Genomic DNA, 25,309 nt, shown 5'->3' on the forward strand with positions numbered 1-25,309 from the left:
TTTTATTCGTCTTGCGTCGGCAGCCACGTGCCTGGAATGACACGCGAATGCCCGCGGAATTCCGCGATGACGGTGTCGCCTGTGGTGACGCGCACGTCGTAAATGCCGGAGCGGCCGCCGCGAGTGACTTCGCGCGCCTTCGCGACGAGGCGGTCGCCGAGCTTGCCCGGCTTGATGAAGGTGATCTGGCCCTGCGCTGCCACGACGCGTTCGTTATGCGAGTTGCAGGCGAACGCGAAGGCAGAATCGGCGAGCGTGAAGATGAAGCCGCCATGGGCGATGCGCTGGCCGTTGACCATGTCCGGCCGCACCGTCATCGCCAAGGTCGCAAAGCCCGGGCCAATCTCGACGACCTCCATGCCGAGACCCTTGGAGGCATCGTCTTCCGCCCACATCGCATCGGCGCAGGCACGGGCAATATCCTCAGGCGACAGGGCGGCTTTGACGTTCACGCGCTTCTCCCGGACAAATGTTTGCACATGATGTTCTGCTGCCTGGCCAATACTGTCAAACGTGGTCGTAATCGACCACGACCCGCTCCGAAGATGGCTTGGCCTGGCAGGTCAGGACAAAGCCGGCCTTCAGCTCCCAAGGCTCCAGCGAATAGTTGATGTCCATCGGCGCTTCACCCTCCACCAGTTTTGCCCGGCAGGTCGAGCACATGCCGCCCTTGCAGGCGAAGGGCAGATCGAGGCCGGCGCGCAGCGCGGCATCGAGAATCGCCTCGTCCTCGGCGACGGGCACGTCGCGGCGCTTGCCGTCGATAATCAGCGACGCGATCGCCTTCGGCGGCGCGTCGGGTGCGACGATCTTCTTCGGCCGCGGCTTGCCGCCGAACTCGGAGACGAAGCGCTCGACATGGATGCGCTCGTCGGCGATGCCGAGGTTGCGGCAGGTCGCCTCGACCTCCTCGCTCATTCCGGACGGACCGCAGATGAAAACATGATCGACGCTTGCCGCCGGCACCAGCGAGCGGAGGAGCACCCCCACCTTGTCGCCGTCGAGCCGGCCATGCAGGATCGGGATGTCCTGCTCCTCGCCCGAGATGACGTGGAAGATCGAGAAGCGGTCAATGAAGCGGTCCTTCAGCTCCTCGAGCGCCTCGAGGAACATGATATTGTCGGTCGCGCGGTTGCCGTAGAACAGGAAGAAGCGGCTGCCCGGCTCGCGCGCCAGAATGCCCTTGACGATCGACAGGATCGGCGTGATGCCGGAGCCTGCGGCAAAGCCGACATGGATGCGGCCGCTATCGGCCGGCGGGACCACGCCGAAGCGGCCGGTCGGCGTCATCACGTCGAGCTCGTCGCCCGATTTCAGCTCGTCCGCCGCCCAGCTCGAGAACGCACCGCCGTCGACCTTCTTCACCGCAATGCGAATCTCGCCGTCGTCGGGGCCGGAGCAGATCGAATAGGAGCGGCGAACCTCTTCGCCGTCCAGCATGGTGCGGAGGGTGAGATACTGGCCGGGCGTGAAGGCGTAGTCACCGGCAAGCTCGCCGGGAATGGTGAAGGTCATTGAAACCGCATCCGACGCCTCGCGGCGGAGATCGGCGACGGCCAGGCGATGGAAGCGTGGTGCGGGCGCTGACATGGTCAATGACACTTGAAGTAATCGAAGGGTTCGCGGCAGGCCCTGCAGCGCCAGAGCGCCTTGCAGGAGGTCGAGCCGAATTCCGATAGCAGCTCGGTGTTGTCCGAGCCGCATTGCGGACACGTGACGGCTTGTTCGCCGAACAGCGCACGACGCGAGTTTGACGCTTGCGGCGGCGCGATGCCGTAGGCGGTCAGCTTGCGGCGTCCCTCCTCACTCATCCAGTCGGTGGTCCAGGCCGGGAACAGCACCGTGCGCACCTTCGGACGATGGAAACCGGCGCGCTCCAGCGCGAGCTCGATCTCGAGCGCGATCATGTTCATGGCCGGGCAGCCGGAGTACGTCGGCGTGATCGCGACCTCGACATGATCGCCGTCGAGGACGATATCGCGGAGCACGCCGAGATCGGCGATGGTCAGCACCGGAATTTCCGGATCGACCACGCTCGCCGCGGCATCCCAGGCACGCCGGCGCAGATCGCTGTCGCATTCAAGCACCGTCACCATGTCTGCCCCGGGAAAGTACGCTGCATCGATTGCAGCTCGGACAGGAGATGGCCGAGATGCTCGCTGTGCCGGCCGGCGCGGCCGCCCTGCTGCATCCAATCGTTCTGCGGCAAAGCGAGCGTCGACTCAGCGAGAACACCGGCCACCGTATTCAACCAGCGACCGCGCAAGCTCGCGGGATCGACCGCGATATCGGCATGGATCAGGGCGCGCTCGCCGTTATCGACCGCAAACATCTCGCCGGTGAAAGCCCAGAGATGATCGATCGCAGCCTGCGCGCGTCGATGACTCTCGTCCGTGCCATCGCCGAGCCGGATGATCCACTCCGAGGCATGGCGCAGATGATAGGCACTCTCTTTCTCCGACTTCGCGGCAATGGCCGCCAGCGTCGCATCGCGCGAAGCCATCATCGCGCGCCAGTAGAGGTCGGCGAAGGCGGAATAGAAAAACTGCCGCACCAAGGTCTGGGCAAAGTCGCCATTCGGCTGCTCGACCAGCAGCAGATTGCGGTATTGCCTGACGTCGCGCAGGTACGCGAGCTTGTCCTCGTCGTTGTCCTTGCCCTCGACCCTGGCCGCGTAGCTGTAGAGCTCGCGTGCTTGGCCAATGAGGTCGAGCGCAATATTGGACAGCGCCATGTCCTCTTCCAGCATCGGTGCATGTCCGCACCATTCCGACAGCCGATGGCCGAGGATCAGCGCATCGTCGGCGCGGCGCAGCGCGTAGAGCACCAGAGGCGTCTCGGAGACCTCGATGTTGGCGCAAGACATCACGTCAACCCATCACATATGCCCCACTTCGTCGGGCACTTCGTAGAATGTCGGATGCCGGTAGATCTTCGACTCCGCCGGCTCGAACATCATGCCTTTCTCGGCGGGATCGCTCGCGGTGATCGCAGTCGACGGCACGACCCAGATCGACAGGCCCTCGCCCCGGCGGGTGTAGATGTCGCGGGCGGCCTGAAGGGCCATGGTGGCATCGCTCGCGTGCAGCGATCCGACATGCTTGTGCGCAAGCCCATTGCGACTGCGAATGAAGACTTCCCACAGCGGCGTGTTCGGCGTGGCCATATTGATCTCCTTACTCCGCGGCTTGCGCAGTCTGACGCTGCGCGCGCTTCGCAGCATAAGCGGCAGCGGCCTCACGCACCCAGGCGCCGTCCTCATGCGCCTTGCGGCGCGCGGCGAGCCGATCGCGGTTGCACGGGCCGTTGCCGGCGAGCACCTGTTTGAATTCGGTCCAGTCGATCTCGCTGTAGCGCCAGTGGCCGTCGGCATCCTGGGTCATGCCGGGATCGGGAATGGTGAGGCCGAGATATTGTGCCTGCGGCACGGTGGCATCGACGAATTTCTGGCGCAGCTCGTCGTTGGAGAAGCGCTTGATCTTCCACTTGGTGGAGGCGTCACTATGCTGGCTCGCAGCATCCGGCGGGCCGAACATCATCAGCACCGGCCACCACCAGCGGTTCAGTGCATCCTGCGCCATCGCTTTCTGCTCGTCGGAGCCGCGGCACAGCGTCAGCATGATCTCGTAGCCCTGGCGCTGGTGAAAGGACTCCTCCTTGCAGACGCGGATCATCGCGCGGGCATAGGGGCCGTAGGAACAGCGGCACAGCGGGATCTGGTTCATGATCGCGGCGCCGTCGACCAGCCAGCCGATGGTGCCGATGTCGGCCCAGGTCAGCGTCGGGTAGTTGAAGATGGACGAATATTTGGCCTTGCCCGCGAGCATGGCGTCGACCAGCTCTTCGCGCGAGGTGCCGAGCGTCTCGGCGGCGGCGTAGAGATAAAGCCCATGGCCGCACTCGTCCTGCACCTTGGCGAGCAGCGCCGCCTTGCGGCGCAGCGTCGGCGCGCGTGTGATCCAGTTGCCTTCGGGCAGCATGCCGACGATTTCGGAATGGGCGTGCTGGGAGATCTGGCGGGTCAGCGTCTTGCGATACGCCGCCGGCATCCAGTCGTTCGGCTCGATGCGCTCTTCGGCATCGATGCGGGCCTGGAACTGCGCAGCCTTGGCGGCGTCCTCAAGACCGCGATCATCGGTCTCGGCCGTGTTCAGCGCCTGGGTATACATGCGCGTCCTCCCGTTTTATTGGGAGGTAATATATATCAAAAATTTCGTCATGCAAGATATTTCTGTAACATATACGTCAAGTACCGAACCTCCTTTCCAGAAGCTTCCGTGCCGGCGGCAGCGGGCCCTTCTCATTGGTTCCATGGCGATCAAGCCATTGTTCGGACGGCGGAAGCAGGGCGCGATAGATCGCACCGCAGAGCGCGCGGGCGGCCCTGCCCGGCCAGTCCGCCGGCAGCAGGCTTTCGGGCAGCAGCGGGTCGCGCAGCACGACGCGGCGGTAGTAGTGGATCAGCAGGATGCGCGCCGTGAACGCATCAGCGTCGGATAAGTCCGTGCCGCGCGCGATCGCGGCGCGCAGCGGTTCGAACGTCTTCATGAATTTCAGATAAGCGTCGGCGGTGCGATCCAGCGGCCAGCTCGCGCTGAGGAGACGGCGGCCGCTGTCATCCTCGGCCGAGACTTCGAGACGGATGGCGCCCACGGCTTCGTCCGGCACCGGCACGCCTGATGGCGCGACCCACACGCCCGGCAGCGGACTGCCGAAGCCGGCATTGCGGAGCGCTTCGCGCGAAGCGTCGCGGTCCTCGCCATTACCGATTAGCAGCAGCTCGAAGCGGCCGCTCCAGTCCGACGGCGGAGGATCGTAGATGTGGCGCGTCGCGGCTTCGAAGGTCTGGCGACCCTTGTCAGCCAGACGATAAAAGCTGTTGCGGCCGACTTTTTCGCGCGTCAGCCAGCCGTCGGCGGCAAGGCGCGACATCGCGGTGCGCACGACGCCGCTGTCGATGTCCAGGCTCTCGAAGAATTCCAAGAGCGTGCCAAGCCACACCACACCGCCGCGTGGCACGATGGCGTCGCCGAACAGCGTAATGACGATGGATCCGGTGCGCGACGGCTCGCGCTTGAGCTGGTCGATGATACGGGAGAGCGGATGCGCCATGCCCGAGGCATAGCGCGTTTGGTGCGGGTGGGACAACGGAGGCTAAAGCCACACGCCCCGCTGTGTCGTCTCCCTCTCCCCGTTCTTACGGGGAGAGGGCGGGGTGAGGGGCTGCTTCCGCACATACGGTGGCAGTTGGACTCGCGGAGAGCCCCCTCACCCGATCGCTGCGCGATCGACCTCTCCCCGCAAGCGGGGCGAGGTGAAGAAAGAAATCACCGATGCGGATCGGGGTACACCAGGCTGCGCCAGCCGCCGCGGTCGAACGGCCGCCACTGACCTTCCTTCTGCGCGAGGCGGTCGGCGACGGCATAGACCGCGGCGGGATGATGGCCCATGCCGCAATGGCTGCTTTCGATCTCGATGCTCTCGGTCTCGGCGCCCGACTTCTCCATGCAGCCCTGCCAGGCGCAGACGCCGTCAGTGCGGCTGAAGATGGCGGTGGTCGGCACCGGCGGTGGATCGGCGAGATCGCCGCCGAACCGCGGATCGACCTCGTCGGACTTCCGCCCGCTCGCCCATTCATAGACGCGCCAGGCATTGGTCGACCGGGGATCGCCGGCAAAGGGGCTGCCGAGCGTGATCACCTGGCGCACGCGCTCGGACATCATCTTGGCGAGCTGGCGCGCATAGAGGCCGCCGAGACTCCAGCCGACCAGGCTGATCTTGCGGCCATGGGTATCGCTGAGCTCCTGGACGAGGTCGACCATCGCATGCTGCACGCCCGGGCGCAGGCCGTAGTTGCGGCCCTGGCGCCAGCCGCTCACTGCATAGCCCTTGCTCGTCAGAAACGCGCGCAGCGCGCGCGTAGAGGCGTCCGAGGCCACGAGGCCGGGCAGCACCAGCACCGGATGTCCATCGCCGCGCGGCGCAAGGCTCAAGAGCGGCAGCGCGCCAAGGAATGCGCCGAACTCGTGGATCGCGCGTCCTTCCAGAAACATCAGGGTACGGGACGGCGGACGCAGCGTCTGGGCAGTGGCGGTCATCGATTGTTTTCCTTGAGCAGGCGCCAGCCGCGATGCCGGCAAATGAGCATGAATTCCAATACGCCGGCTTCTCGAACGTTCCGCAGCGCAACATGAATCAGCTAGGCGGCCGGTTCCCGGCATTCAAGCCGGTGGAACACGAAGCGACAATAGGCCCGCGCGTTAATGCTAACGGGCGTGACGCAAAAGTCACAACAATCGGAGCAGGAATTCTACGGAGTAGAGCGCCAGCCCTGCCAGCCCGCCGATCAGCGAACCGTTGAAGCGGATGTATTGCAGGTCGCGCCCGATGTTGATTTCGATCAGCGAAATCAGCTGCGTCATATTCCACGCCTTGACCTGGTCGGAAATGAAGGTCGAGACGCCGCTTTTCTGGTCAGCGACGAAGCTGCGCAAGACGGCTACTAAGCCCTGATTGATCTCCCCGCGCAGGTCGGCATCGCCGGCAAGCGCTTCACCCGCGGCGACGAACATGCCGGCGAGGTGATGCTGGAGCACCTGCATTTCACCGGATGCGCTGCGCTCGATGAAGGAGCGCGTGTTGGCCCAGACGGTGCGAGCAAGATCCGATAGCTCCGGCCTGGCCAGCAGATCGCGCTTCAGGCCGTCGATGCGGTCGATATAGGCCTGGTCGGAGCCGAGCCGGTCGACGAAGCTCAGCACCATGCGGTCGAACTCGCCACGAAACGGATGCTTGGGATCGCTGCGCACCTCATTGAAGAAAGCGGTGGCGGAGGCCACGATCTTGTTCACCAGAAACTTGTCCGCCCGATAGAGCCTGAGCAGGCTCGGCAACTCCGCGCGCACCTTCTCGCGGATCATCGCCATCGTCTCCTTCTGGTTCAGCGTCTCGTGCATGATGCGCAGGAGATCGTCGAACAGGATCTGGTGGCGTCCCTCCGCGACGAAGCCGCGCAGCGTGCCGGCGGCGAGCGGCGCCAGGTCGATCGCCTGGAGCTGCGAGGACATGCGGCGGATGATGAAGGTCATCAGGCCGGAGGTCTCGGTCGCGGAAAAAGCCTCGGGCAAGAGACGTAGCGCGAAGCGGGCGAGATCATCGCTGCGCTTGCGGTCACGCAGCCAGTCGGCAACGAACGAGCCGAAATCGATCTCCTTCAGCTTGGCCTCGACCGGGCCGGCCTCGAGGAAATGCACCTGGATGAACTCGCCGAGCTTGTCGGCGATGCGGGCCTGATTGCTCTGGATGATCGCGGTGTGCGGGATCGGCAGGCCGAGCGGGCGCTTGAACAGCGCGACCACGGCGTACCAGTCGGCAAGGCCGCCGATGGTCGCGGCTTCCGCGAAGGCGGCGATGAAGCCGAACACGGGGTGCACGGGCAAAAGCCATTTCGCGGCCACGAACAGCGCGAGTGTGGAAGCGAGCACCAGCGTCGCCAGCGCCTTGACTCGGCGCAGTTCGGCCGCTCGTTCGGTATCGCCGGGAGTGTCGAAGGAAAAAGCGGCGGGTGCGTTCATTGTGAATACTTAGCGCGTCGCTCACGGTGTGTCCCGGACGCGGTGCAGCGCGCAGCGATGCTCCGCAGAGCCGGGACCCAGCATGGACCCCGGATCAGCAGTGCACCACGCCGCAAGCGCGGCGCGCTGCACGCATCCGGGGAACCCAGGAAAAAACAAAGGCCCGCCGAAGCGGGCCTCAAATTTCAGCTTGTACTCAGGGCGCCGGATCAGGCGGTCTTGGTGTAGACCTTGGCAAAGTTATCCTGAGCGGCCTTGGCGCCATTGGCGGCGAGCTGGCCGAAATAGTCGGCGGTCGCCTTGGCGCGCGAGACGAACACTTCGCCGCGGGCGCGGAGCAGGCTCGACTGGATCTCGACGGCTTCGCTGATCGACTTGGCGGAGGCCAGCTTGTCGATGCCAGAGAAGAACGCCTCGGCGTCTTCGTAGATCGCCTGCTGGATGTTGCGGCTGATCTTGCCGGCTTCAGTGACGGACTCGGTCACCGCGTTTTCGACGGCGGCGGTCACGCGCTCGGAGCCAGCGAACACCTCGGCAGCACGGTCCTTGGCGGTGTTGGCGGTCTTCTTGACGAACTCGCGGGCGGCCTCAGGAACTTCCAGATTCTGGATGTTCTTGAAAGCGTCCTTGAAGCCGTCGAAGGCGGTGTTGATTTCGGTGGTCATGGGGTTCTCTCCATCCTCATTGGGTTGAGCTATGGGCTCACCCCGTCCGCGTTGGCCCGGGGCACGGCTTATATGGCATAGTTAATTGTGCGATGCAATATCAATATTGCAGTGCGATATCACGAAATAGTGAGCAGCCTTAACGATAGGCAACCTGCCGCTGTTGCCGCATGTCTACTTTGCATGGGGTTGAATTGCGCTTTTGTGCCGGGCGGCACTGCTCAGTGCTGAACCGCGTCCGGCAGCCCGTAGGCCTCCATCTGAGCCTGGACTTGCGCGATGTTATGGCCGAGCACGACGATGTCGTGGGTCTTGCCGTCGACGTCGCGGACATGGTCCCGCAGCAGCGCCTCGGCCTTGAAGCCGAGGCTCTCGAACAAGGCGATCGCCGCCTGCTGGTCGACCGTCATCTGCACCGAGAGCTTTTCCAGGCCGGCGCCGAGCGCGAGCGCGAAGGTCTCCTGCGACAACACCTTCCCCACCCCTTTACCGCGGACATCGGGCGAGATCACCATCCGGATCTCGCCCACATGAGGCGACCAGGAATGCGGGTCGCGCACCAGCGTGCCGCAGCCGACGACCGTGCCCTCTTTTACCGCGAGCAGGCTCTGAATCGCGCCGCGCTCGATCTCCTTGACCCAGGCCGACAGCACCTTCGGCTCACTGATGTTGCGCGGCAGGAACAACAGGTCGTGGGTCGGCAGGCGCTTGCCGAACGCCAGCACCGCGGCTTCGTCCGCGGGCGACATCAGGCGGATCTCGATATTGCCGGCATCGGTGCTGACCTGACGCGGATAGGAACGCTGCTCGCTCATGTCGATCTCTTTCCCAGCCAGGAATCCAGTTTCGGCCACAGCCGCTTCACCGCATTGGCGCCGGCGACCAGCGAGACGTGACCGCCTTTCAGCACCACCTCTTCCTTGTCCTGCGACCCGATCTTGGCGATCAGGTGCTTTGCGGCATCATAAGGCACGATGTGGTCGTGTTCGGCGACCGCATGCAGGATCGGCACCTTGATGTTCTCCAGCTTTGCCGCGCGGCCGCCGACCGACATGGTGTCGTTGAACAGCTTGTTGTCCCACATCAGGTCCTTGGTGATGGTGCGGAAATATTCGCCGGCGAGCGGCAGCGTGTCGGTCGCCCAGCGGTCGAACATCCGGTACGACTTCACGAATTCGTCGTTCCAGATGTTCTCCCAGAGCTGGATCTGGCTCACCGTGCGCGAGGCGGGGCGCAGCATCTCGAACGAGGACAGGATCATCTCCGGCGGCACGTTGCCGACGCTGTCGACGAGGCGGTCGACGTCGAAATAGCGTCGATCGGAGAAGTTCGCGAACAGCTTCATCTCGCGGAAATCGATCGGCGTGGTGAAGCAGATCAGATTCTTCATCGGCCCATCCGGGAAGATCGAACCGTAGAGCAGCGAGAGTACGCCGCCGAAGCAATATCCGATGACGGAGACGTCCTGCTCGCCGGAATCGGCCTGCACGCGGCGGACGCAATCCGGGATGAAGTCGAGGACATAGTCCTCCATGCGCAGGCTCTTCTCCTCCGGCCGTGGCGCACTCCAGTCGAGCATGTAGACGTCATAGCCGCGCCACAGCAGGAACTCGATAAAGCTCTGGCCGGGCACGAGGTCGAGGATGTAGCCGCGGTTGGTGGTCGCCATCACGATCAGCACTGGCACGCGGTAGATCTCGTCCGACATCGGCCGGTAATGATAGAGGCTCATGGTGCCGCGCGAATGCAGCACGTCCTTTGGCGTCGAGCCGAGCGTGGGTCCGGAGGTGGAGAAATATTCGACGCCCTTGATGCTGCGCATGATGGCGCGCTGCACTTCGGACTGGATGCGCTCCGGGATGGCCGCGAAATCAAGTCCCGTCGGCGCATTCATTTTTGCTCTCCGCCTTCGGGCGGCGGACGCTTCGTGCGCGGCGGCCGCGGCGCCGCGCCAACCTGTTGCGTGCCCGGATTCGCCGACATCTGGCTCAGCATCGACTTGATCTCACCGAGCTGGCCTTCGATCGACTGAAGCCGCTCGGCGATACCGGTCATCTGCTCGCGGCTCGGCAGGTTCATGGAGAGCAGGTACTTCTCCATGAGATCGCCGAATTGCTTCTGAGCACCTGCAGCGACGCCGCCGGCGCGGTTCATGGCCTGCGAGAACTCAGGCGTCTCCATGGCCTTGGTGGCGAAGGCGTTGAACCCCTTCTCCATCTCGCCAACCATCTTCTGCCACAAGGCGACCGGATCGGTGATCTTGTCGGTCATCAGCGTCCTCCCAATGTGGAAGGCTTTGCGCCCTTCTTTTCCCGCCATACCACACCGTTGCGCAGTGCCGGTCAACCGGCAAGCAGCGATCGCGGTGTCGCGCATACGGCTTCTTCGCGGAACGAAACCGTGCGATACAGCGCCGATCAGTAGCCCGAGGGAACACGCCCGTGAACGCCTCCGCCCACCAGCCGCCGCAGACCGTCCGTGCCAACGGCATCGACATCTGTTACGAGATTTTTGGCAACGACAATGCCGAGCCGCTGCTGCTGATCATGGGGCTCGGGGCGCAGATGATCCATTGGGATGATGGCTTCTGCGAGCAGCTCGCCGCGCACGGCTTCCGCGTGATCCGCTTCGACAATCGCGACATCGGCAAGTCGAGCCACCTCACCGGCGGCAAGCGCCTGACCCCGCTCGAGCTGCTGAAGCTGCGCTTCCTCAGGATTCCCGTCGCCGCGCCCTACAAGCTGATCGACATGGCCAGGGACACGGTCGGGCTGATGGACGCGCTCGGCATCAAATCGGCGCATCTGGTCGGGGCCTCCATGGGCGGCATGATCGCCCAGGAGGTGACGCTGTCGTTTCCCCAGCGCGTGCGCTCGCTGACCTCGATCATGTCGACCACGGGCAATCCGCGCGTGCCGCCGCCGACACGCGAGGCCGCCGCCATGCTGATGGCGCCGCCGCCGAAGAGCAAGGAGGAGTTCATCGTCCGCTACGGCGAGACTTGGAGGGTGCTCCGCGCCGGCTCGTTTCCGGAAGAGGAAGCGCTCGACCCCGGCCGTGCCGAGCGCGTGTTCGCGCGCGGGCTCAATCCGGCCGGCGTCGGCCGCCAGCTGCGCGCCGTGCTCGCCTCCGGCAGCCGCAGGGAGCGACTGCATGCGGTCAAGACACCGACGCTGGTGATCCACGGCACGGTCGATCCGCTGGTGCGCCCCGAAGGCGGCAAGGACACGGCGGAGTCCATTCCAGGAGCAAAGCTGTTGATGATCGAAGGCATGGGTCACGCCTTGCCGAGGCGGTTCTGGCCGCAGATCATCGACGCCATCGCCAAGCACGCCCATGGCGCGGCGGCGCAGGCAGCTTAAGCTTTCCTCGCGATCCAGATCACGTGGCGCGCGCCGCCGCCTCGGCCGGTAGCACGGACAGCGACTTCGTTGACATCGAACCCGGCGCGCCCAAGTCGCTTGGTGAATGCAGGGTTAGGTCCGGATGACCAGACAGCGAGCACACCGCCCGATCGCAGCGCCGTCTTCGCTGCCGTCAACCCGCTCGCATTGTAGAGCGCGTCGTTGCCCTTTCTGGTCAGCCCCTCCGGCCCGTTGTCGACGTCGAGGAGAATCGCGTCAAAGGCCGAGCGCTGCGTGCGGATGATTTCGCCAACGTCGGTTTCCCTGATTTTCACCCTGACATCATCGAGACTATCTCCGAAGACCTCTGCCATCGGGCCGCGCGCCCAGGCGACCACCGCAGGCACCAGTTCGGCGACCACCACCTTCGCCTTGCTTCCCAGCACGGCGAGCGCCGCACGCAGCGTAAACCCCATGCCGAGGCCGCCGATGAGGATGACAGGCTTGGCGACCTTCTCGATTTGCTTCGCTGCAAGCGTCGCGAGCGCGGCTTCGGAGCCTGACAGGCGGTTGTTCATCAGCTCATTGGTGCCGAGCTTGATCGAGAACTCCTTGCCCCGCCGCATCAGGCGGAGCTCTTCATCGGAACCGGGGATTTTGGCGGTGTCGATCTTTTCCCAGGGAATCATGCGAGAGGTTTAGCACGATCGGACGAACATCACCCTCCCGCCCAGACATCCAGCACATACCGGTTCTTTGCGCCCATCTCCTCGATCCAGCGCGCCGCCGTGGCGGCATCGCTGCCGCTCTTCTCGCAATGGATCGCAACCAGCGCCGCCTTCACGTCGGGCTCCATCTTGCCGCCGTCGCCGCAGACATAGATGATCGCGCCCTGCTCGATCATCAGCCAGACCTTGTCCTTCTGCGCACCGAGCATGTGCTGCACATAAGTCTTCGGTCCGTCCGCGCGCGAGAACGCCGTGAACAGCTCGGTAATGCCGTCGGCCGCCAGCGCGTTTAGCTCCTCCGCATAGAGAAAATCCTGGTCGGGATGACGGCAGCCGAAGAACAGCATGGCCGGGCCGAGCGCGGCACCTTTCGCCTTGCGCGCGGCGCGCTCCTGGAGGAAGCCGCGGAACGGCGCAAGGCCCGTGCCGGGGCCGATCATGATGATCGGCACGGATGAATCATCCGGCAGCCGGAAGCCGGCCTTGGTCTCGCGCACGGTGGCGTAGATCGCATCGCCGGCGCGACGGTTGGCAAGATAGTTCGAGCAGATGCCCTTGTAGACGCCGCGGCCCGAAGCGGCCGGCCCTTCGACCACGCCGACGGTGACGCTACAACGCGCCGGGTCGACTGATGGCGAGGACGAAATCGAGTAATAACGTGGCGCCAGCAGCGAGAGCATTTCCAGATAAACGTGGAACGGCAATTCGCAGGCCGGATATTCGAGCAGCAGGTCGAACACCGATTTGCGCTTCGCCAAGATCTCGGTCCGGTAGCGCTCGAGCGTTTCAGGCTCTTCGCCAACACAGGCGAGCAGCTTCGGCTTTGTCACGGGGCACCGGGTGTGCTCGGCGATGATCTGGATCTGCTTGCGCGTCGCCACCTGCTGCAGTTCGACGAACTCGCTGAGGAGGCGTCCAACCGACACGGCTTCGCCGACCGGCAATTGGGCGCGGCGGCCCTCGGCGACCTGAAGCCTGATCTGGTCGGCCGGCAGGAAGCCGAAGCGGCGGGCTACCGAATCCACCAGGGCCGGATCGTTGCGCGGGACAACGCTTAAGTGATCGCCGACGCGGTAGGTGATGTTGGACGGCAGTTGCACCTCGATATGGCGCGTCGAGCGCTCCGAGGGATTGGACCCACTCTTGTTCTGAAGCTCGTCATTGACCAGCACCTTCATCGCCACCGCGCCGCCCTGGGCGACGACGGTGTTGACGGCGGTTACCGCGACCGGCTCGATCGCGTAGAGCGGATCGTCCTCGGCGGTGCGGGTGAAATTCCAGTCGATGCCGAATTCCTTGGTCGCGACCTGGGCCGCCGCCGGGAACCATTTCTGGAACTGGCCGTCGAGATCGCTGCGCGCATCGCCCTCGCCACGCGGATAGACCGCGCGGGCGCCATGCCCGGACAATTGCTCGTCGATGAAACGCGGCACCGATTGATAGGTCGCCGCCCAATCGCTGTTACCGCAGCCGAACACGGCATAGCGTACGCCGGCGAAGGCATCCTTCGGCAGGTCGTCGCCGAGCCATTTGACGAACTGCGTCGCATTGTCAGGCGGCGCGCCGTTATAGGAGGCACAGATGATCAGCACGCCGCCCTCCTGCGGCAGCTTGCCGACGTAGTCGTCCAGCGGGCCGAGATGCACGGCAAAGCCGTTGATCTCGGCACGATCGGCCATGCGCGTCGCGAGTTCCTCGGCGGTGCCGAGGTTGGAGCCGTACAGCACCAGCATCGGCGTGTTGTGGCCGGGACGCGCCGTCGGCTGACGCGGCGCCTTCGGCACCGATGCTGTTGCGGCAATCGGCCCGCCATAGGCGCCGCGCTCGGGGTCGGCCCGCGGCCGCACCTTGATCTTGAAGCCCTCAGGCTTCATCGTCAGCGTCTCCTTCAGATGCATCTGATAGCGCTGGTGGTCGATCAGCTTGAAGCGCTGGAGGATCATGCCGAGCGCGAGCGCCGCCTCGTGCATGGCAAAGCCGCGGCCGATGCAGGCGCGCTGGCCATTGCCGAACGGTTTCCAGGCATTGACCGGCCGTTTTGCTTCCGCCTCGCGGCTGAAGTTCTCGGGATCGAAGGCATCGGGGTTCGGACCCCAGACCGAGGGATCGCGGTGCAGCGCCGTCACCAGGATGGTGGTGAACGTGCCCTTCCGGAGCTTGTACTTGCCGCGGCCGATGGTCTCGTCATTGAGCGGCGAGATGCCATAGGCCGGCGCCGGCGGCCACAGCCGCAGCGCCTCTTTCAGGATCTGCGTGATGTAGGTGAGCTGCGTCACCTGCTGGTAGGTCGGCTTCGCATTGAGGTCAGGGCCGAGAACGCGATCGACCTCGTCATAGGCCTTCTTGAGCATGTCGGGGTGCTTGAGCAGCGCATAGATCGTGCACGACAGCAGGCCGCTGGTGGTCTCGTGGCCCGCGATCAAAAACGTGTTGATCTGATAGCGGATGTTGACGTCGTCGAGCTGCTCGCCGGTCGAGCGGTCGACACCGGTCATCATCGCCGCGAGCATGTCCTTCTTGTCGTCGGTTCCCTCCGCACTCTTGCGGCGTTCGGCGATGATCTCGTCGACCATCTTGTTCATGAATGCGACGTCTTCAGTGAGCGTCTTGCGGCGCTTCTGCATCCAGAGCTGCTCGAACGGCAGGCCGCGCGTCATCATGATGGTTTCGAGCGAGCGCACCAGCGATTCGACAAAGGGATGGTAGTCACCCCGGTAGAACGAATTGAAACGGTAGTCGAAGCCGCACAGGCCGATCGTATCCAGCGTCAGTGCGGTCATGTCGTGGACGACGTCGATCTCGTCGTCGGCGTTGAGCCGCTCCCATTTCTGCACGAGCTGCTCGGCAATATCGACCATGCTCGGGTGATAGGATTGCATCGCGCGGTTGCCGAACGGCTGGAGCAGGATGTTGTGCGCCTTGCTCCAGTTTGGCTCCCTGGTGTCTGCCGTGAACAGGCCGTCGCCGCCGACCGCGCGCACACGCCGCAGCGCGCCGCGCACCGTCTTGTCGAAACGCTTCTCGTCCGAGAGCTCGTCGACGAGATCGTGGCCGGAGACGACGACGATCGGCGAGCCCATCATGTCGAGCCAGAAGATCGGGCCGAGCTCCTTGGCAAGCCGTGTCAGGTGCTGCACCGGTGCGGCCGAATCCAGCGACAGCATGTTGCCGACCACCGGCCTGGCCGGCGGCTGCGGAATCGGGTCCAGACGGTTCTTGGATGACATTAAGTGCGCCTCCCCCTGCCTCAGTATCAACATCGTCATTGGGAGCGAAGCGAGGCAATCCAGAAATGCATCCGCGGTGACAGATCTGGATTGGTTCGTCGCTTCGCGCCCCGCAATGACGAGCTTCAATGACGAATTAGCCAAACCGCCTTCTACGCCATTCGATCAGCTTGGCGCTGACCTCGTCCGGCTTCTCCTGCTGCGTCCAATGGCCGCTGTCGCGGACCAGATATTTCTCCAGATCGGGGATCAGCTTGTCCATGCCATCGGCGGAAGACGGCGGCAGCACCGCGTCGTTCTCGGCCATGATCATCAGCGAGGGCACCCGCACGGTGTGATCGAGGCCTTCCGAGCGCGTCCAGTTGCGCGACATGTTGCGGTACCAATTGATACCGCCGGTGAAGCCGGTCCTTGTAAAGGTGTCGACGAACACCTTCTTCTCTTCCGGCGACAGGATCGGCGTACGCGGATCGTGCTTCGCATCATAGCCGGCGATCATCTGCGGAAACGCCAGATTGAGCCGCGGCGAGGCGCCGACACCGGCAACAACCTCCTCCGGCGGCGCGTCGGCCGCGCGCGGCACCGGCTTGCGCATGAAAGCGTCAAATGTCTGCTCGACACGGCTGCCGAAAATCCTGTCGGGCTCGCGCGCCGGATCCTGGAACTGCACGATATACATCTGATCGCCGAAGCGCGCGCGCAACAGCTCGATCGGATCGGCCCAGGCGCGATTGGTATGGGGCGTGTTGATGCCGACCACGCCGGCGACGCGGTCGATGTGCCGCAGCGGCATCTGCCAGACGACGAAGCCGCCCCAATCGTGACCGACGAAGATGGCCTTGTCGATCTCCAGATGATCGAGCAGCCCGACGAGGTCGCCGGTCAGATTTTCGATGTCGTAGGCCTCGACCGGCTCGGGCCGGTCGGTCGCACCATAGCCGCGCTGGTCTGGCGCGATTACGCGGATGCCGGCCTCGCTCAGCGCCTTGATCTGGTGGCGCCAGGAGAACGCGAACTCGGGCCAGCCGTGGCACAGCACGATCGGCGGGGTGTCCGTGGCCGGACCTGCCTCGTAATAGCCCATGCGGATTCCGTTCGTCTGGACGAACTTGAGCGGCGGCATTTCAATCATCATGACTCCTATTCAGCGGCGCCCTTGATGTTGGCCGCCGGCGGCGCGTAGGCCGCCTCCAGCGCGGCGAACTCCTCCGGCAGCATGTCGCACATCACCTGCACATGCGGGATGATGTTGGCGCCGACGATGAAGCCGAAATCGAGCTGGTCGCGATAGCTCTGCACGGTGATGTTGAGCGCCTGCCCGTGCGTCGCGATCGACACCGGGAAGATGTGCAAGAGCTCGGCGCCGGCGGCATAGAGCGTCTGCCGCGGCCCCGGCACGTTGGACACCGTGATGTTGGCAGCCGGCGGCAGCACATCCGACAGGTTGGAACGGCTGTAGAGCAGCGCCAGGATCTGCACCATGATCGGCGCGCCCAGCATCGAGATGTTGGAGACCTGCGGCATCAGCGCGCGCAGCGGGTGCGACATCTCCTTGGACTTGGTCGATTGCGCGATGATCGCTTCCAGCCGCGCCTTGGGATCGTCGATGTTGGTCGCGATCGCGCAGATCATGCCGAACACCTGGTTGTTGGCCTCGGTGTTGCCCTCCTCGCGCAGCGAGATCGGCACGGCGGCGGTCAAGGATTTCGCCGGCAGCGTGCCGTATTGCAGGAGGTAGCGCCGGACCACGCCGGAGGCGAGCGCCAGCACGACGTCGTTGAGCTTGCCACCGGCCTGCTTGGCCAGCGCCTTGGATCGTGACAGCGAGATCGACACGCCGGCGAAGCTCCGCTCCGAGGAAATCGTCTTGTTGAGCATGGTCGGCGGCGACACCATGCTGGCGAGGCTCTCGCGCGACTTGGGATCGGCGACCTTGCCGAGCACCTCGGAGACGCTCTTGAGCACGGTCGGGATGTTGCCGGCGAAGCGCACTGCGCTTTCGATCTGGTACATCGCATTGTCGAACAGGATCGAGCCGATGTCGCTTTTTCCCGTACGCGGCAGTTGCAGATTCTTCGCCGCGGCCGACGCGTCGAGAGGTTGGGTGAACAGCTGCTGATAGGAATCGAGCAGGTTCGCCGCGATGTCGCGCGGCTCCTGTCCGGGCTTCGACTCGCCCGTCGGCGGGTCGACCTGCCGCGGGATCGGCGAGATGTCGTAGATCATGTTGGTCAAGGCCGCTCCGGCGCCACCGTCGATCGCGGCATGGTGCATCTTGGAGTAAAGCCCGACCTCGTTGTCCTTCATGCCCTCGAACACATAGAACTCCCAGAGCGGGCGGGCGCGGTTCAGGAGCTTGGCATGCATCCAGCCGACGATCCGTTCGAGCGTGGCGCGGTCGCGCGGCTGCGGCAGGCTGGCGCGGAAGATGTGGCGGTCGATGTCGAACTGGTCGTCCTCGACCCAGGAGGGATGGTCGATGTCGAGTGGCGTCTTCTCCAGGCGTGCTTTCAGGATCGGCGCGATGTGCAGGCGCGAGACGATCATCGCCTTGAAGTCTTCGAAGAAGTCACCCTTGTAGTCGTCGGGCAGGCGAAAGATCGCCATGCTCCCGACATGCATCGGCATTTCAGGCGTTTCCAGATAGAGAAACGATGCGTCCAGCGACGACAGCTTCTTCCCGTCAGCCATGATTCCCTCCGAATTCTTGACGGGCGCCCTTGGGCAGCGCTTCTCGTCAGGCCGATACTGCCTGTTCCGGCGGGGCATATGCAATGGCAAACGGGCCTGCCCGGTCAAATGGCCAGAATTCCCCCTCCGGTTGTGCCAGCCGGTCCGCCACGGCCCATAGTGCGGCGGGGTTCACTCCGAGGCCGACATGGCTCGCAAGGTGCACCTCGATGTTCTCGGCGCGGTCGGAGGGACGCAACAAGCAGGTTCGCCAGTTCACGATGCCGTCGCTGCGCGAATAGATCGAGTTCGTCGGCACCGGCAGGTCGCCCGCGATCGCATTGCTCTGATCGGCGTAGTCCTCGACTCGCTCGCCGGACAGCGCCTCGTAGAGCCGGGTGGCGTGGGTGGCCCGTACGTCGTTGGCAAAGGGACTGCCGAGCGTGACGACGTAGCGGACCATCTCGGGCGCCCACAGCGCGAGATCGCGGGCATAGACGCCGCCCAGGCTCCATCCGACTAGGCTGACCTTGCGCTTCGTCGCGGCATGGATTTCGGCGAGACGAGCGCGCAGCGAATCCCGCATCCGCGTCAGGCCGCCGAGATTGCGCCCCATCCGCCAGGCATGTGCCTCATAGCCGAGCTCGCTGAGATAGCGCCGCATCGGTACCATCGAGAGATCGCTGGCGAGAAAGCCCGGCAGCGCCAGCACCGGGTGGCCGTCGCCCCTTGGCGCGCGCATCAGGACGGGCGACAGTAACAGGCTCGCATTCAATTCGAACAGCCCGCGGGCTTCGGCCAGCAACAGGCCAAGGCTCGGCGGACGAAGCCGGTCTGTCTCCAGCATCCCGTTCCGCTCGGGCGACACTATTTCTTCTTGTCGCTACTGCGCGGGCTGCCGAGGCCGGCCATGGTGACGAACATGTCCTGAAACCGCTCGGCGATCTTCGGATCGAAGGTGAACCAGCTCTGGATCAGCGATTCCGGCGAGACCTTGTCGATGTTGCTCAGAACCTGCTGCTGCAGCTTCTCCATCACCGCCGTCTGCATCGGCGCCACGTCGGGCAATCCGAAGAACTGGCGGGCCTCGAGGGGGGTGCAGTCGATTTCGATGTTAACCTTCATGTCCCCTCCGGATTGAGATTCGAGCAGCCTGTCGGAGTATCGCCGCGAGTTGTGGTGCGACGCAAGCGACCTGATGCCGACGCCAGATGGCTCGGCTGGCAATCGGCCGGTATAGTCAACCAAAGTCGAAAGCCGCAGTCCTCCATGCCAGACGGCACGACCAGCATTGCTGCACAGCGGTGCAACTTGGCGCGTTCCTTGCTGGAAAGGCGCTTGCACGGGTCGAGAACTCTGGGCAACATGGATCGATCAGCCCTGCCGAACAAGCAAAAATCACGGTGTGGGCGAGTGGAGAGGGTCAAGAATGTCAGTCGGACGAAATCTGTTTGCGGCGACGCTCGCCGGTGTGCTTGCGTTGGCGGTCTCGCCGGCGTCGAGCCAGACGCTGCGCTACGCCAACCAGGGTGAGCTGAAATCGCTCGACCCCTACACCCTGAACGAGTCGACGACCAGTGCGCATCTCGGCCATGTCTATGAGGGCCTGGTTGCCCGTGGGAAGGACCTGAAGATCATTCCGGCGCTCGCCGAAAGCTGGGAGACGCCGGAGCCGACGCGCTGGCGCTTTCACCTGCGCAAGGGCGTGAAATTCCACAATGGCGATCCCTTCACGGCTGATGACGTCGTATTCTCGGCCGACCGCGTGCGGGCGAAAGGCTCGAATTTCCAGAGTCGCGTTCCCGCCGATGCCAAGGTCGTCAAGGTCGACGATTATACCGTCGATTTCATCCTGACCTCGCCCAATCCCATCCTGACGGCGCTGTGGGCGACCTGGTACATCATGGACAAAAAATGGGCAGAGGCGAACGATGCGGTGGCACCGACGCCGGCCGCCGCGACGACGCCGAGCTATGCCTCGCTCCATGAAAACGGCACCGGCGCCTTTACCATCGAGAGCCATCAGCCAGGCGTGAAGACCGTCTTCAAGGCCAATCCGAACTGGTGGCGCAAGCCGGAGCATAATCTGAAGGAGATCGTCTTCACGCCGATCGCAAACCCGGCCACGCGTGTCGCGGCGCTGTTATCGGGCGAGGTCGACGTGATCGAGCCGGTTCCGGTCCAGGACATCGAGCGGGTCAAAGCGAGCCCCAACGCCACCGTGCTGACGGGACCCGAGCTCCGCACCATCTTCGTTGGCATGGATCAGGCGCGCGACGAGCTCCTCTATTCCAACGTCAAGGGCAAGAACCCGTTCAAGGACGTTCGCGTCCGCGAAGCCGTCTACCGGGCGATCGACGTCGACCTGATCAAGAATCGCGTGATGCGCGGACTGTCCACGCCGTCCGCATTGATGGTCGCACCAGAGATCTTTTCCTCGAAGGATTTCACCCGGCCGAAGTTCGATCCCGATGCCGCCAAGAAGCTCCTCGCCGACGCCGGCTATGCCGACGGCTTCGAAGTGACGATGGACTGTCCGAACGATCGTTACGTCAATGACGCCGCAATCTGTCAGGCCATCGTCGGGATGCTCGCCCGCATCAACATCAAGGTAGACCTGCTGGCGCAACCCAAGGCCCAGTATTTCGCCAAGGTGCTGAAGCCCGGCGGCTACAAGACCTCGCTGTTCATGTTGGGCTGGACCCCGGATACGCTCGACTCCCAGAACGTGCTCCACGACATCATGGGCTGCCGGGACGACCCCAAGGATCCCAACCGCGGTGAAGCCAATCTCGCCGGGTATTGCAACAAGCAGTTCGACGAGCTCGCCGACAAGGTTCTGGTGGAATCCGATACGACCAAGCGCGATCAGCTGATCAAGCAGGCTTTCGAGATCTCGATGAAGGACTGGGCCTATGTCCCGCTGCACCAGCAGGCGCTCGCTTGGGGCGTGTCGAAGAAGGTGAAGCTGACCCAGCGAGCGGACAACATGGTCATGCTCTACTGGGCGACCAAGCAAGACGAGTAGGTGTCGACATCTTGTGAAGTCCCGGAAGCCATCGCTTTCAATATCTGGCTTCCGGGACTTGCTGTTTCGGGCTAACGCGATGATGCGTGCTGCTGAAGAGATGTGAAAGGAACAGATGCTCGCTTTCACACTGCGCCGGGCCATTCAGGCCGTCGGCGTCATGATCGCCGTCGGAGTCATCGCGTTCTCGATGTTCCGCTTTGCCGGCGATCCCGTGAACCAGATGGTCGGAATGGATACGTCGGGCGCCGAACGCGCCGCGATCCGCAAATCGCTCGGCCTCGACGATCCCGTCATCGTGCAGTTCGGCCGTTATGTCGGCAATGCTGCGCAGTTCAAGTTCGGCGTGTCCTACCAGTTCCGCCTCCCTGTCACCAATCTTCTGATGGAGCGGATGCCGGCGACGCTGGAACTCGCGATCTGTGCCACCATCTTCGCGATGATCTGTGGCATCCTGATGGGCGTCTACTCGGCGCTGCGCCGTGACAGCTGGCTCACGCACATATTCCAGGCCGTCTCCTTGATCGGTATCTCGCTGCCGACCTTCCTGATCGGCATTCTCATGATCTACCTGTTCTCGGTGACGCTCGGCTGGCTGCCCTCCTTCGGTCGGGGCGATGTCGTGCATATCGGCTGGTGGACGACGGGGCTCCTGACGCTGTCCGGCCTGAAGGCGCTGATCATGCCATCGATCACGCTCGGCCTGTTCCAGATGACACTGATCATGCGGCTGGTCCGCGCGGAGATGCTGGAGGTGATGCGCACTGACTATATCCGCTTCGCCCGCGCGCGCGGGCTCACCACACGGGCGATCCATTTCGGCCACGCGCTGCGCAACACACTGGTTCCCGTGATCACCGTGGCCGGCCTGCAATTCGGCTCGGTCATTGCTTTCGCGATCATCACCGAGACCGTGTTTCAGTGGCCGGGCATGGGGCTCCTGTTCGTGCAGGCCGTTCAGAACGTCGATATCCCGATCATGGCGGCATATCTCATGATGGTCTCCCTGATCTTCGTCACCATCAATCTCCTGGTGGATATCCTCTACACCATCGTCGATCCGCGGCTGCGCTCGACGGTCAGCCGGGCACATTGAGATGAGCGAGACCATCATTCCGCACGTCACCGAGAAGCCCGCCGCCGCACCGGGCTGGTTCGGGCGCGCGATCGATAGCGACCTGTTCTATTCGTTCCGCCGCTCCAAAATCACCATGATCGCGGCTGTGGTGACGCTCCTGTTCTTCCTGATCGCGATCTTCGCCTCGGTGTTGTCGGTGCAGAATCCGTTCGACCCGGCGCAGCTCCAGCTGATGAATTCGCGCATCTCCCCGCTCTGGACCGCCGATGGACAGAGCCCGTTCCTGCTCGGCACCGACGAGCAGGGCCGCGACGTACTGTCCGCGATCCTCTACGGTCTGCGTATCTCGCTGCTCGTCGGCGTGCTCGGCGTGGTCCTGTCCGGCGCAATCGGCATCCTGCTCGGGCTGACGGCCGGCTATTTCGGCGGCGCCGTCGACGGGCTGATCATGCGCATCGCCGACGTGCAGCTTTCGTTTCCGGCCATCCTGATTGCGCTCTTGATCAACGGTATCGCCAAATCGGTCTTTGGCAACAAGCTCGACGAGATGAGCATGCTGGCCGTCCTGGTCTTTGCAATCGGGCTGAGTTTTTGGGTGCAGTATGCGCGCACGGTGCGCGGCTCAGTCCTAGTCGAGAAGAACAAGGATTATGTCGCAGCCGCCCAATTGATCGGCCTGCCCGCCCCGGTGATCATGCTGCGCCACGTGCTGCCGAACACCACAGGACCGATCCTCGTGATCGCCACCATCAACCTCGCGCTCGCCATCATCACCGAGGCAACGTTGTCGTTCCTCGGCTCGGGCATGCCCGAGACCATGCCGTCGCTCGGCACGCTGATCCGTATCGGCAACGGCTATCTCTTCGCAGGCGAATGGTGGATCGTCGCCTTCCCCGGGTTTGCGCTTGCCGCCCTGATCCTGTCCATCAACCTGCTGGGCGACTGGCTGCGCGATGCGCTCAACCCGAAACTGCGATGAGTATGCGTTGCCCATGACCGAACCCGTTCTCTCCGTACGCGACCTTCACGTGGAATTCGCGTCCCGCCGCGGCACGCTCCGCGCCATCGACGGCGTCTCCTTCGACATCGCCAAAGGCGAGGTGCTGGGCGTGGTCGGGGAATCCGGCGCCGGCAAATCGGTCACCGGCCTCGCAGTGATCGGCCTGATCGATCCCCCCGGCCGCATCGCCGGCGGCGAGATCCGTCTCGGCGGTCTGCGCATCGACAATCTGCCGCCCGAGGAGATGCGCCGCATCAGGGGCAAGCGCATCGGCATGATCTTCCAGGATCCCCTCACCTCGCTCAATCCGCTGTACAAGGTCGGCGATCAGATCATCGAGACGATCCGGACCCATCTCAATCTGTCCGAGACGGCCGCACGCCGCCGCGCCATCGACCTGCTCGCCGAAGTCGGCATTCCCGCGCCGGAAAAGCGCATCGACGGCTATCCGCACGAATTCTCCGGCGGCATGCGCCAGCGCGTTGTGATTGCGCTGGCGATCTGCGCCGAGCCGGAGCTGATCATCGCGGACGAGCCGACCACCGCGCTCGACGTCTCCGTGCAGGCGCAGATCATCTCGTTGATCAAGCGGCTCGGCCGCGACCACGGCACCGCCGTGATGCTGGTGACGCACGACATGGGCGTGATCGCGGAGACCTCGGACCGTGTCGCCGTGATGTATGCCGGCCGCGTCGCCGAGATCGGCCCGGTGCAGGACGTCGTCAGGAATCCGCTACATCCTTACGCCAAGGGCCTGATGGGCGCGATCCCGACGCTTGCGGGTGAGGACAAGCGCCTGGTGCAGATTCCGGGCTCCATGCCGCGCCTGTCGGCGATCCCGCGCGGCTGCTCGTTCAATCCGCGCTGTGCGTTCGCGTTCGATCGCTGTCGTATCGAACGGCCGGAGCCACTGCCGCGCGGCGCGCAAGCGGTCGCGTGCCATCTCTATGACACCGTGACGGCGGAGAGCGCGGCATGAGCGCGCCTTTCGTCCAGGCCAGAAATCTACGCCGCGTCTTTGACGTCTCGAAGCCCTGGCTCAACCGCATGCTCGAAGGCGGGCATCTCGAATATCTCAAGGCTGTCGATCACGTCACCTTCGACATCAGGAAGGGCGAGACCTTTGCGCTCGTCGGCGAATCCGGCTCGGGCAAGACCACGGTGGCGCGGATGGTCGTCGGCCTGCTGCCGCCGAGCTCCGGCGACGTGCTGATCGACGGCGTCTCGATGACCGACCCGCGGCAGGCCCAGGCGCGCCGAAAGCTGCGCCGCCGCATCCAGATGATCTTCCAGGATCCCTATGCGAGCCTGAACCCGCGATTCCGGGTCGATGCCATCATCTCCGAGCCGATCCGCGCCTTCGACCTGATCCAGGGCGAACGCGACATCCAGGCGCGCGTCGGCGAACTCTTGAGCCTCGTCGGCCTGCATCCCGACGACCGGCTGAAGTTTCCGCACGAATTCTCCGGCGGCCAGCGCCAACGCATCGCGATCGCCCGGGCGCTCGCCTCCGATGCCGAGTTCATCGTCTGCGACGAGCCGACCTCGGCGCTCGACGTCTCCGTGCAGGCGCAGATCCTGAACCTGATGCGCGACCTCCAGGACAAGTTCGGCCTGACCTACATGTTCATCAGCCATAACCTCGCCGTGGTCCGCCACATGGCAAGCCGCGTCGGCGTGATGTATCTTGGCCGCATCGTCGAGATCGCGGAGGGGCGCGAGCTGTTCGCCCGGCCGCGCATGCCCTACACAAAAATGCTGCTGGGCGCGGTGCCTGATCTCGCGATGTCCGGCCGCCAGCGCATTCCGGTGAAGGGCGAGATCCCGAACCCGATCAATCCGCCTTCCGGCTGCGCCTTCAATCCGCGCTGTCCGCTGGCGTTCGACCTTTGCCGCAAGGAGGTTCCGGAACTGATTGACGGCGTCGCCTGTCACGCGGTGAACACCGCACCGGTCCCGGCGTGACGCGCGCGTGCCATGCCAGCAGCGCATTGG

At 64.1% G+C, this 25,309-nt stretch carries 25 protein-coding genes; 6 read left to right on the top strand and 19 right to left on the bottom strand.

The features are described from left to right. Positions 1 to 2: 2 nt before the first annotated feature. The 13 genes from paaI to JJB99_RS26925 form a co-directional block, all read right to left on the bottom strand. The gene (paaI, locus tag JJB99_RS26865; protein WP_200495264.1) at positions 3 to 452 is read right to left on the bottom strand and encodes a hydroxyphenylacetyl-CoA thioesterase PaaI; all 450 of its coding nucleotides are present in this window, start codon (positions 450 to 452) and stop codon (positions 3 to 5) included. Between the two features lie 55 nt (positions 453 to 507). Then, positions 508 to 1,590 (bottom strand): 1,2-phenylacetyl-CoA epoxidase subunit PaaE, encoded by a 1,083-nt coding sequence (gene paaE / locus JJB99_RS26870; RefSeq protein ID WP_200495265.1) that lies wholly within the window; start codon positions 1,588 to 1,590, stop codon positions 508 to 510. Positions 1,591 to 1,592: 2 nt separating this feature from the next. Next, positions 1,593 to 2,096 carry a 1,2-phenylacetyl-CoA epoxidase subunit PaaD gene (paaD, locus tag JJB99_RS26875; RefSeq protein WP_200495266.1) on the bottom strand — a complete coding sequence of 168 codons (504 nt, stop codon included), beginning with the start codon at positions 2,094 to 2,096 and terminating at the stop codon, positions 1,593 to 1,595. Next, on the bottom strand, positions 2,090 to 2,866 hold the full coding sequence (gene paaC, locus JJB99_RS26880) for a 1,2-phenylacetyl-CoA epoxidase subunit PaaC (RefSeq protein ID WP_200495267.1): 777 nt from the start codon (positions 2,864 to 2,866) through the stop codon (positions 2,090 to 2,092). Before paaC ends, paaD begins: the two co-directional genes overlap by 7 nt. Before the next feature lie 12 nt (positions 2,867 to 2,878). Next, complete coding sequence (gene paaB, locus JJB99_RS26885; RefSeq protein WP_080136639.1) at positions 2,879 to 3,166, bottom strand: 1,2-phenylacetyl-CoA epoxidase subunit PaaB; 288 nt, start codon at positions 3,164 to 3,166, stop codon at positions 2,879 to 2,881. A gap of 10 nt (positions 3,167 to 3,176) precedes the next feature. Further along, a complete protein-coding gene (paaA, locus tag JJB99_RS26890; RefSeq protein WP_200495268.1) occupies positions 3,177 to 4,169 on the bottom strand; it encodes a 1,2-phenylacetyl-CoA epoxidase subunit PaaA in 993 nt (330 codons plus the stop codon). Positions 4,170 to 4,245: 76 nt separating this feature from the next. Beyond that, on the bottom strand, positions 4,246 to 5,112 hold the full coding sequence (gene paaX, locus JJB99_RS26895) for a phenylacetic acid degradation operon negative regulatory protein PaaX (RefSeq protein WP_200495269.1): 867 nt from the start codon (positions 5,110 to 5,112) through the stop codon (positions 4,246 to 4,248). A 215-nt stretch (positions 5,113 to 5,327) separates the two neighbouring features. Further along, positions 5,328 to 6,098 (bottom strand): alpha/beta fold hydrolase, encoded by a 771-nt coding sequence (locus JJB99_RS26900; RefSeq protein ID WP_200495270.1) that lies wholly within the window; start codon positions 6,096 to 6,098, stop codon positions 5,328 to 5,330. Between the two features lie 189 nt (positions 6,099 to 6,287). Continuing rightward, entirely contained in the window at positions 6,288 to 7,574 is a 1,287-nt protein-coding gene (locus tag JJB99_RS26905; RefSeq protein ID WP_200495271.1) for a DUF445 domain-containing protein, read from the bottom strand. Positions 7,575 to 7,783: 209 nt separating this feature from the next. Beyond that, positions 7,784 to 8,239 (bottom strand): phasin, encoded by a 456-nt coding sequence (locus JJB99_RS26910; protein WP_200495272.1) that lies wholly within the window; start codon positions 8,237 to 8,239, stop codon positions 7,784 to 7,786. 221 nt (positions 8,240 to 8,460) lie between these two features. After that, positions 8,461 to 9,054, bottom strand: a complete 594-nt coding sequence (locus JJB99_RS26915; protein ID WP_200495273.1) for a GNAT family N-acetyltransferase — start codon at positions 9,052 to 9,054, stop codon at positions 8,461 to 8,463. Then, on the bottom strand, positions 9,051 to 10,133 hold the full coding sequence (locus tag JJB99_RS26920) for an alpha/beta fold hydrolase (protein ID WP_200495274.1): 1,083 nt from the start codon (positions 10,131 to 10,133) through the stop codon (positions 9,051 to 9,053). The genes JJB99_RS26915 and JJB99_RS26920 overlap by 4 nt, the downstream gene beginning before the upstream one ends. Next, a complete protein-coding gene (locus tag JJB99_RS26925) occupies positions 10,130 to 10,510 on the bottom strand; it encodes a hypothetical protein (protein WP_200500312.1) in 381 nt (126 codons plus the stop codon). Before JJB99_RS26925 ends, JJB99_RS26920 begins: the two co-directional genes overlap by 4 nt. Positions 10,511 to 10,680: 170 nt before the next feature. On the opposite strand from JJB99_RS26925, the gene JJB99_RS26930 reads away from it, so the two are divergent. Beyond that, positions 10,681 to 11,601, top strand: coding sequence for an alpha/beta fold hydrolase (locus tag JJB99_RS26930; protein ID WP_200495275.1), 921 nt, complete (start codon positions 10,681 to 10,683; stop codon positions 11,599 to 11,601). On the opposite strand, the gene JJB99_RS26935 is transcribed toward JJB99_RS26930, so the two are convergent. The 6 genes from JJB99_RS26935 to JJB99_RS26960 all read right to left on the bottom strand — a co-directional run bounded on the left by JJB99_RS26935 (position 11,598) and on the right by JJB99_RS26960 (position 19,333). Further along, entirely contained in the window at positions 11,598 to 12,272 is a 675-nt protein-coding gene (locus JJB99_RS26935; protein ID WP_200495276.1) for a spermidine synthase, read from the bottom strand. The genes JJB99_RS26930 and JJB99_RS26935 overlap by 4 nt on opposite strands. 29 nt (positions 12,273 to 12,301) lie before the next feature. Beyond that, positions 12,302 to 15,538 carry a bifunctional cytochrome P450/NADPH--P450 reductase gene (locus JJB99_RS26940; protein WP_200495277.1) on the bottom strand — a complete coding sequence of 1,079 codons (3,237 nt, stop codon included), beginning with the start codon at positions 15,536 to 15,538 and terminating at the stop codon, positions 12,302 to 12,304. Between the two features lie 136 nt (positions 15,539 to 15,674). Further along, positions 15,675 to 16,670 carry an alpha/beta fold hydrolase gene (locus JJB99_RS26945; RefSeq protein WP_200500313.1) on the bottom strand — a complete coding sequence of 332 codons (996 nt, stop codon included), beginning with the start codon at positions 16,668 to 16,670 and terminating at the stop codon, positions 15,675 to 15,677. A gap of 8 nt (positions 16,671 to 16,678) precedes the next feature. Then, positions 16,679 to 18,229 (bottom strand): WS/DGAT/MGAT family O-acyltransferase, encoded by a 1,551-nt coding sequence (locus JJB99_RS26950; protein WP_200495278.1) that lies wholly within the window; start codon positions 18,227 to 18,229, stop codon positions 16,679 to 16,681. A gap of 46 nt (positions 18,230 to 18,275) precedes the next feature. Then, positions 18,276 to 19,055: an alpha/beta fold hydrolase gene (locus tag JJB99_RS26955; RefSeq protein ID WP_200495279.1), complete on the bottom strand. Its 780-nt coding sequence runs from the start codon at positions 19,053 to 19,055 to the stop codon at positions 18,276 to 18,278. A 20-nt stretch (positions 19,056 to 19,075) separates the two neighbouring features. Next, positions 19,076 to 19,333, bottom strand: coding sequence for a DUF6489 family protein (locus tag JJB99_RS26960; protein ID WP_200495280.1), 258 nt, complete (start codon positions 19,331 to 19,333; stop codon positions 19,076 to 19,078). A 304-nt stretch (positions 19,334 to 19,637) separates the two neighbouring features. Here JJB99_RS26960 and JJB99_RS26965 point away from each other — a divergent pair, with 304 nt between their 5' ends. The 5 genes from JJB99_RS26965 to JJB99_RS26985 all read left to right on the top strand — a co-directional run bounded on the left by JJB99_RS26965 (position 19,638) and on the right by JJB99_RS26985 (position 25,279). After that, on the top strand, positions 19,638 to 21,236 hold the full coding sequence (locus tag JJB99_RS26965; protein WP_200495281.1) for an ABC transporter substrate-binding protein: 1,599 nt from the start codon (positions 19,638 to 19,640) through the stop codon (positions 21,234 to 21,236). Between the two features lie 115 nt (positions 21,237 to 21,351). After that, entirely contained in the window at positions 21,352 to 22,332 is a 981-nt protein-coding gene (locus tag JJB99_RS26970; protein WP_200495282.1) for an ABC transporter permease, read from the top strand. Position 22,333: 1 nt separating this feature from the next. Continuing rightward, positions 22,334 to 23,293 carry an ABC transporter permease gene (locus JJB99_RS26975; protein WP_200495283.1) on the top strand — a complete coding sequence of 320 codons (960 nt, stop codon included), beginning with the start codon at positions 22,334 to 22,336 and terminating at the stop codon, positions 23,291 to 23,293. 13 nt (positions 23,294 to 23,306) lie between these two features. After that, positions 23,307 to 24,293 carry an ABC transporter ATP-binding protein gene (locus JJB99_RS26980; RefSeq protein ID WP_200495284.1) on the top strand — a complete coding sequence of 329 codons (987 nt, stop codon included), beginning with the start codon at positions 23,307 to 23,309 and terminating at the stop codon, positions 24,291 to 24,293. Further along, positions 24,290 to 25,279: an ABC transporter ATP-binding protein gene (locus JJB99_RS26985; protein ID WP_200495285.1), complete on the top strand. Its 990-nt coding sequence runs from the start codon at positions 24,290 to 24,292 to the stop codon at positions 25,277 to 25,279. Before JJB99_RS26980 ends, JJB99_RS26985 begins: the two co-directional genes overlap by 4 nt. Positions 25,280 to 25,309 lie beyond the last annotated feature (30 nt).

Origin of the sequence: Bradyrhizobium diazoefficiens, assembly GCF_016616235.1 — a bacterium.
Lineage (GTDB): Bacteria > Pseudomonadota > Alphaproteobacteria > Rhizobiales > Xanthobacteraceae > Bradyrhizobium > Bradyrhizobium diazoefficiens_H.